The sequence below is a fragment of the Oceanicella actignis genome (assembly GCF_008124525.1).
Classification (GTDB): Bacteria; Pseudomonadota; Alphaproteobacteria; order Rhodobacterales; family Rhodobacteraceae; genus Oceanicella; species Oceanicella actignis.
This window is the reverse complement of sequence record NZ_VNHJ01000005.1, coordinates 97,776-111,356: the sequence shown is the minus strand read 5'-3', so window position 1 is coordinate 111,356 and position 13,581 is coordinate 97,776. Positions and strand designations below refer to the sequence as shown.

General features: G+C 74.9%; 11 protein-coding genes. 8 read left to right on the top strand and 3 right to left on the bottom strand.

What is annotated here, in order from left to right; translation table 11 throughout:
• Positions 1-82: 82 nt before the first annotated feature.
• Positions 83-1,942, top strand: a complete 1,860-nt coding sequence (locus LY05_RS08855) for a methyl-accepting chemotaxis protein (RefSeq protein WP_148922886.1) — start codon at positions 83-85, stop codon at positions 1,940-1,942.
• Here the strand turns inward: LY05_RS08855 and meaB are convergent.
• Complete coding sequence (gene meaB, locus LY05_RS08850) at positions 1,939-2,964, bottom strand: methylmalonyl Co-A mutase-associated GTPase MeaB (protein WP_072747327.1); 1,026 nt, start codon at positions 2,962-2,964, stop codon at positions 1,939-1,941. The genes LY05_RS08855 and meaB overlap by 4 nt on opposite strands.
• Positions 2,965-3,049: 85 nt before the next feature.
• Here meaB and LY05_RS08845 point away from each other — a divergent pair, with 85 nt between their 5' ends.
• Positions 3,050-3,817, top strand: a complete 768-nt coding sequence (locus LY05_RS08845; RefSeq protein WP_148922885.1) for a DUF3108 domain-containing protein — start codon at positions 3,050-3,052, stop codon at positions 3,815-3,817.
• A gap of 42 nt (positions 3,818-3,859) precedes the next feature.
• Positions 3,860-6,430, top strand: coding sequence for an ATP-dependent helicase HrpB (gene hrpB / locus LY05_RS08840; protein ID WP_148922884.1), 2,571 nt, complete (start codon positions 3,860-3,862; stop codon positions 6,428-6,430).
• A 103-nt stretch (positions 6,431-6,533) separates the two neighbouring features.
• Here the strand turns inward: hrpB and LY05_RS08835 are convergent, their stop codons facing one another.
• Positions 6,534-7,493: an acetyl-CoA carboxylase carboxyltransferase subunit alpha gene (locus tag LY05_RS08835; RefSeq protein WP_072747324.1), complete on the bottom strand. Its 960-nt coding sequence runs from the start codon at positions 7,491-7,493 to the stop codon at positions 6,534-6,536.
• 196 nt (positions 7,494-7,689) lie between these two features.
• Between LY05_RS08835 and LY05_RS08830 the strand changes: the two genes are divergently transcribed.
• Positions 7,690-9,711 carry a hydantoinase/oxoprolinase N-terminal domain-containing protein gene (locus LY05_RS08830; protein ID WP_148922883.1) on the top strand — a complete coding sequence of 674 codons (2,022 nt, stop codon included), beginning with the start codon at positions 7,690-7,692 and terminating at the stop codon, positions 9,709-9,711.
• Between the two features lie 21 nt (positions 9,712-9,732).
• Here the strand turns inward: LY05_RS08830 and LY05_RS08825 are convergent, their stop codons facing one another.
• A complete protein-coding gene (locus LY05_RS08825) occupies positions 9,733-10,227 on the bottom strand; it encodes an ureidoglycolate lyase (protein WP_170258913.1) in 495 nt (164 codons plus the stop codon).
• A 254-nt stretch (positions 10,228-10,481) separates the two neighbouring features.
• Here LY05_RS08825 and nadC point away from each other — a divergent pair, with 254 nt between their 5' ends.
• The 4 genes from nadC (at position 10,482) to LY05_RS08805 (ending at position 13,534) form a co-directional block, all read left to right on the top strand.
• A complete protein-coding gene (nadC, locus tag LY05_RS08820) occupies positions 10,482-11,363 on the top strand; it encodes a carboxylating nicotinate-nucleotide diphosphorylase (RefSeq protein ID WP_072747322.1) in 882 nt (293 codons plus the stop codon).
• Between the two features lie 76 nt (positions 11,364-11,439).
• Positions 11,440-12,369, top strand: coding sequence for a histone deacetylase family protein (locus tag LY05_RS08815; protein ID WP_148922882.1), 930 nt, complete (start codon positions 11,440-11,442; stop codon positions 12,367-12,369).
• Between the two features lie 11 nt (positions 12,370-12,380).
• Positions 12,381-12,617: an exodeoxyribonuclease VII small subunit gene (locus LY05_RS08810; protein WP_072747320.1), complete on the top strand. Its 237-nt coding sequence runs from the start codon at positions 12,381-12,383 to the stop codon at positions 12,615-12,617.
• Positions 12,614-13,534, top strand: a complete 921-nt coding sequence (locus tag LY05_RS08805; protein WP_148922881.1) for a polyprenyl synthetase family protein — start codon at positions 12,614-12,616, stop codon at positions 13,532-13,534. The genes LY05_RS08810 and LY05_RS08805 overlap by 4 nt, the downstream gene beginning before the upstream one ends.
• Positions 13,535-13,581 lie beyond the last annotated feature (47 nt).

The window sequence follows — 13,581 nt, the reverse complement described above, 5'->3', positions numbered from 1 at the left end:
AAGGTCAACCGGACCCGGCCTCGAACGCATTTACGACGTATCAACCGTTTGCGCGCAACCTGCGCGCATGAAGCAGCTTGGCATGACATCAGGGCCGGGTCCCGGCCACGCCGCAGCCCTGTTCGCGACCGTCGGCGCGCTTGGCGCCGCCGCCGCGCTCGGGGGCGGCCTTCCCGCGGCGGTCGGCGCCGCTGCGCTCTCGGCCCTCGGGGCGGGAGCATCCCTGTGGAAAGGACTCCGGCGCCCGCCGGCCGAGGCCGAGTCCGAAGCGGCGCCGCCGACCGAGGCCGAGGCCGCGGCCGAGGCCGAGCGACAGGCGATCATCGACCAGCGCGAGCGCGACGCCGCGGCCCGGCGCGAGGCGTTCAAGCTTTGCTTCGATCGTTTCGGCGCCGGCGAGTTTTCGGCCCGCATGCCCGAACACCCAGGCGATTCGGTCGCGAAGACCGTGAACGCCGGGCTCGCCTCCGCCCAGGTCGCCATCGACGAAATCCTCGCCTTGTGCGAGCTGATGGCGATCGGCGATCTCTCAACCCCCGCCAATGGCGAGTATTCCGGCGACCTCAAGCGCCTCAAGGAAGGCGTCAACGCCATCCGGGAAGGGCTTCGCGACATCGTGCAGGGCGCGCTGCGCTCGGTCGACGCCATGCAGGTCCAAAGCGCCGCCATCCGCGAAACCGCGGCGGACATCCTTGCCAACGTCGATTCGCAAACCCGCGCACTCGAAGGAGCCGACGGCGCGGTCAACAGCGTCTCGCGCGAGGTCGACGGCGTGAACGCGGCGGTCGCCGCCGTGGTCGAGGAAACGCGCAAGGTCTCGGAAATCGCCGCGTCGGGCAAGGACGTCGCCGCCGAAGCCGAGGCTGCGATCACCCGCCTCGTGGGCAACTCGCGCGAGATCGCGCGGTTCCTCGACGACATCAACGCGATCGCCCAGCAGACGAACCTGCTCGCCATCAACGCCGCCGTCGAAGCGGCGCGCGCCGGCGACGCGGGCCGCGGCTTCGCCGTCGTCAGCGCCGAGGTGCAGGCCCTGGCAAGCCGCTCCGCCAAGGCGGCTGCGGACATCAAGGCCATCGTCGGCCGGTCGAACGAAGCGGTCGACGACTGCGCCCGCCAGGTCAACGAATGCTCCGCCGTTCTCGATCGCGTCATGGAAGGCGCCCGCGCCTCGGAAAACGCCACTCAGGGCATCCTTTCGGCCTGCGACAGGCAACGGCAGGCGATCGAGGCGGTGCAGACCGAGTTTTCGACCCTGCGCAAGACGGCGCGCGAAGGCGCAACGCTGTCGCGGCGCTCGGAGGAAGCCGCGCGCGATCTCGACGCCGTCACCGCCGCGCTGCAGGATCAGCTCGCGCGGTTCCGCCTCGACGACGAAGAGATGGCGCGCGAGGTCGAACAGCGCGCGGCGCTGGTCTCGAAGGCGTTCGAAGAGGGCGTGCGCGCCGGCAAGATCACCATGGAGGAGCTTTTCTCGGACAGCTACGAGCGCATCCCCGGCGTCGAGCCCGCGCAGTACATGGCACCCTTCACCCGCTTCACGGACGAGGTCCTGCCGCCCATCCTGGAGAGCGCGCTCGAGATCGAAGATGGCGTGGTGTTCTGCGCGGCCGTGAACCGCGACGGCTATCTTCCGACCCACAACCGGAAGTTCTCCAAGACCCCCGGAGACGATCCGGTCTGGAACGCGGCCAATGCGCGCAACCGTCGCTTCTTCAACGATCGCGTCGGCCTGGCCGCGGGACGCTCGACGGCGCCCCACCTTCTTCAGGCCTACCGCCGCGACATGGGTGGCGGAAACTACGTCGCGATGAAGGATGTGAGCGCGCCGATCTACGTCCATGGCCGCCATTGGGGCGGGCTGCGCATCGGCTACAAGCCGCGGATGCTTGCCGCCCACGCCCAAAAAGGGAGCGATGCGCGCAGAACCCGGGCGGCCTAGCCGCCCGGCGTCGCCGCGCCGAACAGGTCCAGCGCCGCCGTCGCCGCGACCTCGGGCGGAAGCCGGCCCTCGGCGACCTCCCGCTCGAGCCCGGGCATCCGCGCCGAAACCCGCGGCGACGACGCGAAGCGCTCGAACAGCCCGGCGCGGATCTCCTGCCACATCCAGCCCACGGCCTGCTCGCGCCTGCGCGCCTCGAGAACGCCCGCGCTGCGCCGCCACTCGAACAGGGCCGTCATCTCGGCCCAGACCTCGGCCAGACCGTCGGCCCTGAGCGCGGAAACCGCCATGGCCTTGGGAAACCCCTCGGGGTCCTGCGGACGGCGGCGCATCAGGCGAAGCGCGCCGGCATAGTCGGCGCGGGTGCGCTCGGCCGCGGCTCGAAGGTCTCCGTCGGCCTTGTTCACAAGGATCAGATCGCAGATCTCCATGATGCCGCGCTTGACCCCCTGAAGCTCATCGCCGCCGCCAGGCGCCAGAAGCAGCGCGAAGATGTCGGTCATGTCGGCGACCATCGTCTCGGACTGCCCCACGCCGACGGTCTCGACCAGCACCACGTCGAAGCCCGCCGCCTCGCAAAGCAGGATCGTCTCGCGCGTTCGGCGCGCCACCCCGCCCAGCTCGGCCCGGCTGGGCGAAGGCCGGATGAACGCCTCGGGCCGGCGCGAAAGCCTTTCCATCCGCGTCTTGTCGCCCAGAATCGACCCCCCGGTGCGGGCCGAGGACGGATCGACCGCGAGGACCGCCACTTTCAGCCCCCTCTCGACCAGCATCATGCCGAAGCTTTCGATGAAGGTCGACTTGCCGACCCCGGGCGTGCCCGACAGCCCTATCCGCATGGCGCTTCCCGCCTTGGGATAGAGGCGCGAGACCAGCGCCAGCGCCGCGCGCCGGTGGTCGGCGCGGGTCGACTCCACCAGCGTGATCGCCCGCGCCAGGGCGCGCCGGTCGCCGGCCTCCAGTCTGGACGCCAGCTCGTCGGCAAGGGCTTCGGAATCTGCGGTCGGGCGGGGCTCGGTCATCGGCTTCCTCTGCGACGGCGGTCTGGACACCGGCTCTGTAGCGCATAAGTAAACGCCGCAGAACCCCGCAGCCGAGGAGAAGCGCATGACGCGGCGTCCATCAAACCCCGTGCGGCGCCATGCGGCGGCCCTTGCGGCGGCCGCGCTGGCGATCGCGGCCCCTGCACCGCACGCCGCGCCCGCCGCAGCGGCGCCCGAGGCAAGCGTGGCGGCGCGCTTCGACGTGCATTTCGGCGGCATTCGCGCCGGCGAGGTCAGCGTCACGCTGAGCGAAGACGGACGGCGCTACAGCATCGTCTCGCGCGCCGTCACGGCCGGGATCGTCGGCGCATTCTACGACGCCGCCTATGACGCGCAGGCGCAAGGCGCGCTGGCGCCCGCGCCGAAACCCGAGGCCTTTCGCGCCGTCGGCGATTTCGGCGGCAAGCGCCAGCAGGTCGAGATCGCGTTCGGCCCCCTCGCCCCGCGCGAGGTCAAGGCCGATCCGCCCTTCAAGCCGAAGCCCTACGAGATCGACCCGGCGGTGCAGATCGGCGTGCTGGATCCGCTCTCGGCGGCGGCCACGGTGTTGCGCCCGGCCCCCATCGCCAACATCTGCCCGCGCTCGCTGGACATTTTCGACGGCCGCCGGCGCGCGCAGATCACGCTGGGGCCGCCGACGCGGCGCGATTCGGGCGAGCTGCGCTGCCACGGCCGCTTCAAGCGCGTCGCCGGCTATCGGCCCAAGGACATGAAATCTCCCGACATCGCCTTCAGCCTGGACTTCGAGGACCAGCCGACCGGCGCGGCCAGGCTGCGCCGCGTGACGGTCGATACGGGCTGGGGCCTTCTGGTGGCGCTGCGCCGCGACTGACGCGCCTTGGCGCCCGCGCGCGGCCGCGCTAGGCGTTGCGCCATGACGCCGCTTGCGCCCGACATCGCCCGCCTGCCCGACCTGCCCGCGCGCGCCGCGCTGCCCGCGCTGCTGGACGCCTTGCGCGAGGGCAGCCGCGCCGTTTTCGAGGCCCCGCCCGGCGCGGGCAAGACGACGCTGGTTCCCCCCGCCCTGCTTGGCCAGCCCTGGGCCCTGGGGCGCATCGTCATGCTGCAGCCCCGGCGCGTCGCGGCCCGCGCCGCGGCCGAGCGCATCGCCGCCCTGTTGGGCGAGGCGCCCGGCGCGCGCGTGGGTTGGCGCATTCGCGGCGAGACGCGCATCGGCCCCGACTGCCGCATCGAGGTCGTGACCGAGGGGATCCTGACGCGGATGCTGCAGGACGACCCGGAGATGAGCGGCGTTTCCGCGATCATCTTCGACGAGATTCATGAACGCTCGCTCAACGCCGATCTGGGCCTTGCCCTGGCGCTCGAGGCGCAGGAGGCGCTGCGCGAGGATCTGCGCATCATCGCCATGTCGGCCACGCTCGAGGGCGCGCGCCTGGCGCAGGCCATGGGCGGGGCCGCGCGCATCCGCGCCGAGGGGCGCATGTTTCCGGTCGAGACCCGCTGGCTCGAGCGTCCCTGGCGGCGCCCCGACCGCCGCGGCCCCCGCTTCGAGGAGGCCGCCGGCGAGCTGATCCTGCGCGCCCTGTCCGAAGAGCGCGGCAGCGCCCTGGTCTTTCTGCCCGGGGCGGCCGAGATCGCCCGCGTCGAGCGCCTGCTTGCGCCGCGCCTGCCCGCCGACGCGCTGGTCAGGCCGCTGCACGGCGCGATGCCCTTCGCGCGCCAGCGCGCCGCGCTCGAACCCGCGCCCGAGGGGCGGCGCAAGGTGGTTCTGGCGACGTCGGTGGCCGAAACCTCGCTGACGATCGAGGGCGTGCGCATCGTCGTCGACGCGGGCCGCGCCCGGCGCGCGCGCTTCGATCCGGCCTCGGGCATGTCGCGCCTCGTGACCGAGCCCGTCTCGCGCGCCGAGGCCGAGCAGCGGCGCGGCCGCGCCGGGCGGCTGGAGCCGGGGGTGTGCTATCGCATGTGGACCCGCGGCGAAGAGGGCGCGCTGCCCGCACAGCCGCCGGCCGAGATCCTCGAGGCGGACCTGACGGCGCTGGCGCTCGAGCTGGCGCTGTGGGGGGCCGAGCCCGAGCAGCTGCGCTTCATCGACCAGCCGCCGGCCCCGGCCATGGCCGAGGCGCGGGCGCTGCTGCGCGCGCTCGAGGCGCTGGACGCCGAGGGCAGACCGACCGAACACGGGCGCCGCCTGGCGCGGCTGCCGGCGCATCCGCGGCTGGGGCACATGATCCTGCGCGCCGCCGAGGCCGGAGAGGACGCCGAGGCCGCGGCCGAGCTCGCCGCCCTGCTCGAAGAGCGCGACCCCCTGCCCCCGGGCGCGCCTTGCGATCTGACGCTGCGCATCGAGGCGCTGCGCGGCGCGCGCGACCATGGCGCGGACCCGGCGCGGCTGAACGCGCCGCGGCAGGCGGCGCGGCGCCTGATGCGGGCTGCCGGACTGCGGGCGGGCGCGCGGCCTTCCGCGGGCCGGCGCCCCGCTCCCGAGCCCCACGCGGTGGGGCGTCTGGCCGCGCGCGCCTATCCCGATCGCGTCGCCATGCGCCGCCCGCCGCCGCCCGGCGGCGCGGCGCCCGGCGCGCCGGTGCGGCATCTGATGGTTTCGGGCAAGGGCGCCGCCCTGCCCGCGGATGATTCGCTGGCCGCGGCGCCCTTTCTGGCCGTGGCCGACGCCGACGGCGACCCGCGCGAGGCGCGCATTCGCCGCGCCGCCCCCCTGACCCGCGCCGACATCGAAGAGCTGTTCGCCGACCGGATCGAAGAGCGCCGCATCTGCGCCTGGTCCCCCCGCGAGCGCGCCGTGCGCGCGCGCATCCGGCGCATGCTGGGCGCCGTCGCGCTGGACGACCGCCGCTGGAGCGACGCGCCGCCCGAGGCGCTGGCCGCCGCCATGGCCGAGGGCGTGCGCCAGCTTGGCCTCCAGGCCCTGCCATGGAGCGCGGCGGCCCGGCGTCTGCGCGCGCGCGTGCGCTACGCGGCGGCGGCGGGCGCGGCGCTGCCCGACTGGTCGGACGAGGGGCTCCTGGCCACGCTCGACGACTGGCTGACGCCCCATCTGCAAGGGCTGCGCCGGGCCGAGGACCTGCAGCGGCTGGACCTTGCCCGCGTGCTGGAGCAGGCGCTGGACTGGAACGCGCGCGAGGCGCTCGAGCGCCTGGCCCCGGCCCATTTCGTCACCCCCGCCGGCACGCGCGCGCCCATCGACTACGACCGCGAGCCCCCGGCCATCGCCGTGCGTCTGCAAGAGCTGTTCGGGCTGGACGCGCACCCCTCGGTCGGCGGCGGGCGGGTGCGGCTGACGGTGGACCTTCTGTCGCCCGCCGGCCGCCCGGTGCAGACCACCGGCGACCTGCCGGGCTTCTGGCGCAGCTCCTACGCCGATGTGCGCAAGGACATGCGCGGCCGATACCCGCGCCACCCCTGGCCCGAGGATCCGCTGAGCGCGCCGCCGACGCGCCGCGCCAAGCCGCGCGGGTCTGGCTGAGCGCACCAAGCCGCGCAGGACAGGCCGAGTGCGCCAAGCGGCGCAGGAGCAAGCCGGGCGCGCCGGCGCCGCGCGGGCAGGCTGATCGCGCCGGCGGCGCGGGTCAGTGCAGGCCCTTGCGCCCCATCTCCAGATACTTGCGCCGGCGCGCCTGGCGCAGCGCGTCGGCCGGCTGGCCGGACAGCTCGTCCAGCATCTGGCCGATGGCCTCGCCGATGGCGGCGATGGCCGCCTCGCGGTCGCGATGCGCGCCGCCCAGGGGCTCGGGGATGATGCGATCGATCACGCCCAGCTTCTTGAGATCCTGCGCCGTCAGGCGCAGCGCCTCGGCGGCCTCGCGCATCTTCTCGGCGTCCTTCCACAGGATCGAGGCGCAGCCCTCGGGCGAGATCACCGAATAGACGGAATGTTCCAGCATCGCCACCCGATCGCCCGCCGCCAGCGCCACCGCGCCGCCCGAGCCGCCCTCGCCGATGATGACCGACACCAGCGGCACGCCGATCGACAGGCACTTTTCGGTCGAGCGGGCGATGGCCTCGGCCTGGCCGCGCTCTTCGGCGCCCTTGCCCGGATAGGCGCCGGCGGTGTCCACCAGCGTGATCACGGGCAGGCCGAAGCGGTCGGCCAGGTCCATCAGCCGCACCGCCTTGCGGTAGCCCTCGGGGCGCGCCATGCCGAAATTGCGCTCGAGGCGCGACTTGGTGTCGGCGCCCTTCTCGTGCCCCAGCACCACCACCGGCTGGTCGCGAAAGCGCGCCAGCCCGCCGACGATGGCCAGATCCTCGGCGAAGTTGCGGTCGCCCGCCAGGGGGGTGAACTCGGTGAACAGGGTCTGGATCACGTCCAGCGCGTGCGGCCGCTCGGGGTGGCGGGCCACCTGGCATTTGCGCCAGGCCGAGAGGTCGGAGTAGAGCTCCTCGAGCAGCTTGCGCGCGCGCGCGTCCAGCGCCTCGGCCTCGGCCTCGACATCCATCTGCGGGTCCGACCGCGCCAGCGCGCGCAGCTCGGCCGCCTTGCCCTCGATGTCGGCCAGGCCCTTCTCGAATTCAAGATAGTTCCGCATCGGCTTCGCCGCCTCGTCCGTTGTCTCGCCGAAGTCGCGCCGCCGGCGCCCGGCCGCGTGCGGAATATGACCATTTGCGCCGCGAATGCAATCGGCCAGACCCGCCGCCCGCCCCGCGCGGGGGCTGGCGCGGCGGGCCGCGGCGCGCTAGGCGTTTGCCCGGGCGGCGCGCGGGGCGCCGGGAAGGGAGAGCGCCATGGCGCTGCTGCTGGGCGTGGACACGGGCGGAACCTACACCGACGCGGCGGTGCTGGACGACGGCTTGCCGCCCGCGCGCGCGGTGCTGGGCAAGGCCAAGGCGCTGACGACCCGCCCGGACCTGTCGCGCGGGGTGGCCGAGGCCGCGCGCCGCGCGCTCGACGCCGCGGGAATCGCGCCCGATCGGATCGCCCTGGCGGCGCTGTCCACCACGCTGGCCACCAACGCGCTGGTCGAGGGCCAGGGCGAGCCGGCCCTGCTGGCGCTCATCGGCTTTCCGCCCGAGGCGGCGCGCCGCGACGGGCTGGACGCCGCGCTGGGCCCGGACCCGGTCATCTTCGCCGCCGGCGGACACGACGCTCACGGCGTCGAGGCGGCGCCCTTCGACGCCCTTGCCTTCGCCGACGCGCTCGAGCGCGCGCTGGACGCGGCGCGCGCGCGCGGCCGGCCGATTCGCGCCGCCGCGGTCGCGGCCCAGTTCTCGGTGCGCAACCCGGCGCATGAGCTGGCCGCGCGCGAGCTGATCCGCGCGCGCGCCGGGCTGGCGGCGACGTGCTCGCACGAGCTGAGCGCGCGCGTGGGCGGTCCGCGGCGGGCGCTGACCACCTTGCTGAACGCGCGGCTGGTGGGGCTGATCGACCGGCTCGTCGCGGCGGTCGAGGCCGAGCTTCGCGCGCTGGGCGTCGATGCGCCGCTGATGACGGTGCGCGGCGACGGGGCGCTGGTCTCGGCCGATTTCGCGCGCGCGCGCCCGATCGAGACGATCCTGTCGGGGCCGGCGGCCTCGCTGGTCGGGGCGGCCTTCCTGACCGGCGCGCGCGACGCGGTGGCGGCGGATATCGGCGGCACGACCACCGACATCGCCGTGCTGCGCGACGGGCGCCCGCGCCTTGCGCCCGAGGGCGCGCGGGTGGGCGGGCATGCGACGATGGTCGAGGCCGTGGCCATCGCGGCGCATGGGCTTGGCGGCGACAGCGAGGCGCGGCTCGACGATGGCGGCCTTGCGCCGACGCTGGTTCTGGGCCCGCGGCGCGCGCAGCCGCTGGCGCTGACGGCGCGGCTGCATCCCGGACTGCTCGCGGCGCTGCGCGCGCAGCTGGCCGCGCCGCGGCCTCACCCCGAGGACGGCCGCTTTCTGGCCGCGCTGGCGCCCGCGCCCGCCGGGCTCGACCCGCGCGAGGCCCGGATCGCCGCGCGCATCGCCCAGGCCCCCGCCCCAATGGCCGAGCTGACCGCAACGCGGCCCATGGCGGCGGCGGCCGAGCGGCTGATCGCGCGCGGGCTGGCGCGGCTGTGCGCCTTCACCCCTTCCGACGCGGCGCATGTCCTTGGGCTGCAGACCGACTGGGACGCCGAGGCCGCGCGCATCGGCGCGCAGATCATGGCGCGGCGGCGGGGCGGCGACGGGCGCCCCTGGGCCGACGGTCCCGAAGAGGCCGCCCGCCGCACGCTGGCGCGGCTGCGCCGCCTGTCGGCCGAAGCGGTGCTGGAGACCGCCCTGGCCGAGGACGGGCTGCCGCCCGAGGCGGCGCGCTCGGCGCTGGCGGCCGCCGCGCTCGAGGGCCGCGGCGCCCTTGTCCGCCCGTCGCTGACGCTTCGGCTGCCGCTGATCGGGCTGGGGGCGGCGGCGCGCGCGCATTACCCGCAAGTGGCGCAGATGCTGGGCGCGCGCGCCCTGATCCCCGAGCATGCCGACGTGGCCAACGCCGTGGGCGCCGTGGCGGGGCGGGTCGCGGTCACGCGGCGCGCCGTCGTCACCTGCCCCGAGGAAGGCCGCTTTCGCGCGCATCTGCCCTCCGAGCCGCGCGATTTCGCCGATTTCGAGGCCGCCTGCGTCCATGCCGAGCGCGAACTGCGCGCCGCCGCGCGCGCGGACGCCCAGGCGGCCGGCGCCGGCGCCGTCGAGCTGCGCGCCGCGCGCCGCGTGCGCCGCGCCGTCATCGAGGGGCGCGAGGTGATCGTCGAGGCGGTCATCGAGGTCGAGGCCTCGGGGCGCCCGCGCCTTGCCGCGCCGGACTGAGCGCGCGGGCGCAGGGCGGGGTCAGGGCGCCAGGGCGACGATTTCGGGCAGGTCGGCCAGCTCGGGCGCGGCGGCGGCGGGGTCGGGCTCGACGATCAGGAAATCCTGCTCGCGTGCCAGGGCGATGGGCGGATGGCGCCAGACGCCGCGGCCGAACTGCACCCCCTGATCGCCGCGGCAACGGAACAGGCGCATCCGGCCCATGCCGGGCAGCCCCTCGGCATCCTCGGCAACCAGAACAAGCCACTCGGCCCCGCCCAGAGGGATGCAGGCCTCGGCCCCCGCGGGGTGGCGCTGAAGCCATTGCGCGATCAGCGGACGGCGGCGGGCGCGGTGCAGCGTCACCGACGGCGCGGCGCCGGCCAGCGGCAGCGGCGGCGCGGTTCGGAAGCGCTCGGCATGGCCTTCGTCGGCGCGCTCGGCCGCCGAAGGGTCGGGTTCGATGACATGACCGAACGGCGCGAAGGCGCGCGCGGTCAGCGGTTCGGCGAACAGCGTTCGGGTTACGAGTCTCACACGCCTACTCTCTCGATCCGGCCGGAGCCCCCGGCCATTTCCACATACGCAACGCATCCGCGCGAACATGCGCGGATCTCTTGAATAACCCATGAACGGCGCGCGGCAAAGCGCGCGGCGCGCGCGCGGGCGCATCCGTCGGCGGGCGTCGCCTTCGCGCATCAGGCCAAAGGTCCCAAGCGCCGCGCGCCGCCCCCTTGCGCCGGGGACCGGCCGGCGACATGGTGCGCCCAGACCCCACAAGGAGGCCCGGCATGACCCGCACGCCCTACCCCGCGACCCTGCCCGCGATCCTGGTCGAGGACGCCGTCGCCGCCGCCCTGCGCGAGGATCTGGGCCGCGCGGGCGACGTGACCAGCTGCGCCGTCGTCGCGCCCGATGCGCAGGCGCGCGCCGCCATCGTCGCGCGCGAGGCGGGGCGGCTGTGCGGCGTCGATTTCGCCCGCGCCGCCTTCGAGATGCAGCGCGCCGGGCTGCGCGTCGAGCCGCTGGCGCGCGACGGCGACGCGCTGGCCCCCGGGCAGGCGGCGCTGCGCGTCGAGGGCTCGGCGCGCGCCATCCTGGCGGGCGAGCGGGTGGCGCTGAACTTCATGTGTCACCTCTCGGGCATCGCGACGCAGGCGGCGCGCTTCGTCGCCGCGGCGGCGGGAACGCGGGCGCGGGTGTGCGACACGCGCAAGACCACGCCGGGCCTGCGCGCCTTCGAGAAATACGCCGTGCGCTGCGGCGGCGCGGCGAATCACCGCTTCGGGCTGGACGACGCAATCCTCATCAAGGACAACCACATCGCCGTCGCGGGCGGGGTCGCGCAGGCGGTGGCGGCGGCGCGCGCCTATGCGGGGCATCTGATGGCGATCGAGGTCGAGGTCGACACCCTCGCCCAGCTGCGCGAGGCGCTCGAGGCCGAGGTCGAGGCGGTGCTGCTGGACAATTTCCCGCTCGAGGCCCTGCGCGAGGCCGTCGCCATCAACCGCGCGGCGCCGCGCCCGGCGCGGCTCGAGGCCTCGGGGGGCGTCACGCTCGAAACCGTGCCGGCCATCGCCGCCGCGGGGGTGGACTTCATCTCGAGCTCGCGGCTGACCATGGGGGCGGGCACGCTCGATCTGGGGCTGGACATCGAGATCGCCGGGGCTTGAGCGCGCGCCGCCCGGCGGGGCAGAGTGGAGCTTGCCCGCGGGCGCCGCGAACCCGCGCCAGAAGAAGGAACGCCGCTTGACCGTCGCCCTCGTCACCCATGAATCCAGCGCCGGGCACCTGACGCCGCCCGGCCACCCCGAACGGCCCGAGCGCCTGCAGGCCGTCGAGGCCGTGTTCTCGCAGCCCGAATTCGCGTCCCTGCCGCGCGTCGCCGCGCGCCGCGCGCAAGAGCACGAGCTGCTGCTGGCCCACAGCCCCGCCTATCTCGAACGCCTGCGCAAGGCGGCCCCGGCCGAGGGCCTGGCGCAGCTGGACGCCGACACCAGCATGTCGCCCGGCTCGCTCGAGGCGGCCGAGCACGCCGCCGGCGGCGTCGTTCAGGCGGTGGACATGGTGCTGGACGGCCAGGCGAAGGCGGCCTTCGTCGCCTGCCGCCCCCCCGGCCATCATGCCGAGCGCGAGGCGGCGATGGGCTTTTGCCTGTTCTCGAACGCGGCCATCGGCGCGCTGCACGCGCTCGACAACCGCCACCTGCACCGCGTCGCCGTGCTGGATTTCGACGTGCATCACGGCAACGGCACGCAGGACGTGCTCGAGCGCGACCCGCGGGCGGTGTTCTGCTCGTCGCATGAATCGCCGCTCTATCCCGGCACCGGGCGCGAGACCGAGCGCGGGGCGGGCAACGTGTTCAACGCCGAGCTGCGCGCGGGCGACGGCGGCGCGGCCTTCCGCGCCGCCTGGGAGAAGAAGCTGCTGCCGGCGGTCCTCTCGCACCACCCCGAGCTGATCATCGTCTCGGCCGGTTTCGATGCGCATGTGCGCGACCCGCTGTCCAACCTGCGGCTCGAGGCGGGCGACTTTGCCTGGATCACCCATCAGATCTGCGACGTGGCCGAGGCCTGCGGCGCGCGCATCGTCTCGACTCTGGAAGGCGGTTATGATCTTCAGGGCCTGGCTTCGGGCGTCGCCGCCCACCTGCAGGCGCTGGTCCAGCGCGCCCGATGAAGGAGACCCGAATGACGCAAAAGCCCGTTTCCGAGATGAGCTTCGAAGAGGCGATGCGCGAGCTCGAGCAGGTGGTGGCCCGGCTCGAGGGCGGGGACGCGCCGCTCGAGGAAAGCATCGCCCTTTACGAGCGCGGCGCCCAGCTGCGCAAACGCTGCGAGGACAAGCTGCGCGAGGCCGAGCTGAAGGTGGCGCAGATCACCGAGGGCCCCGAGGGGGTGTCGGCCCAGCCGGTCGATCTGGAATGAACGGCGCGCCCGCCTCCGCCGCGCCGCGGGCCGCCGACGCGGATTTCGCGCGGCGGCTGGGCGCCGCGGCGGCCGAGGTCGAGGCCGCGCTCGACGCGCTCCTGCCCGCCGCCGCCGAAGGCCCGGTGGCCGAGGCCATGCGCTGGGCCGCGCTGGGCGGAGGCAAGCGGCTGCGCGCCTTCCTGGCGCTGGAATCGGCGGCGCTGTGCGGCGCGCCGCGCCAGGACGCGCTGCGCGCGGCCGCGGCGGTCGAATGCGTGCACGCCTATTCGCTGGTGCATGACGACCTGCCCTGCATGGATGACGACGACATGCGCCGCGGCCGCCCCACCGTTCATGTGAAGTGGGACGAGGCCACCGCCGTTCTGGCGGGCGATGCGCTTCAGGCGCTGGCGTTCGAGATCCTCGCCGCCCCCGAGACCGGCCCCGCCGAGGCGCGCGCGGCGCTGTGCGCGGCGCTGGCGCAGGCCGCCGGGGCGCGCGGCATGGTGGGCGGGCAGGCGCTGGACATCGCCGCCCAGACCGCGCCCGCGCCGCTGGGGCTGGAAGAGATCACGCGGCTGCAGGCGCTCAAGACCGGGGCGCTGATCCGCTTCGCGGCCGTCTCGGGCGCGCTTCTGGCGGGCGATGCGGACGCGGCGCGCGCGCTGGCGGCCTATGCCGACGCGCTCGGGCTGGCCTTTCAGATCCGCGACGACATATTGGACGTGGAAGGCGACGCCGCGCAGATGGGCAAGCGCGTGGGCAAGGACGACGCCGCGGGCAAGGCCACCTTCGTCTCGCTTCTGGGGCTTGACGGGGCGCGCCGCGCGGCCGAAGAACGCGCCCGGGCGGCCGAGGCGGCGCTGGCGCCCTTCGGCGCGGCGGCCGCGCCCCTGGCCGGGGCCGCGCGCTTCGCGGTCGAGCGGCGCAGCTGACGCGGCCCAGGCCGGAAGCGCCCGCGCCCAGGCCCAGGCCCAGGAAG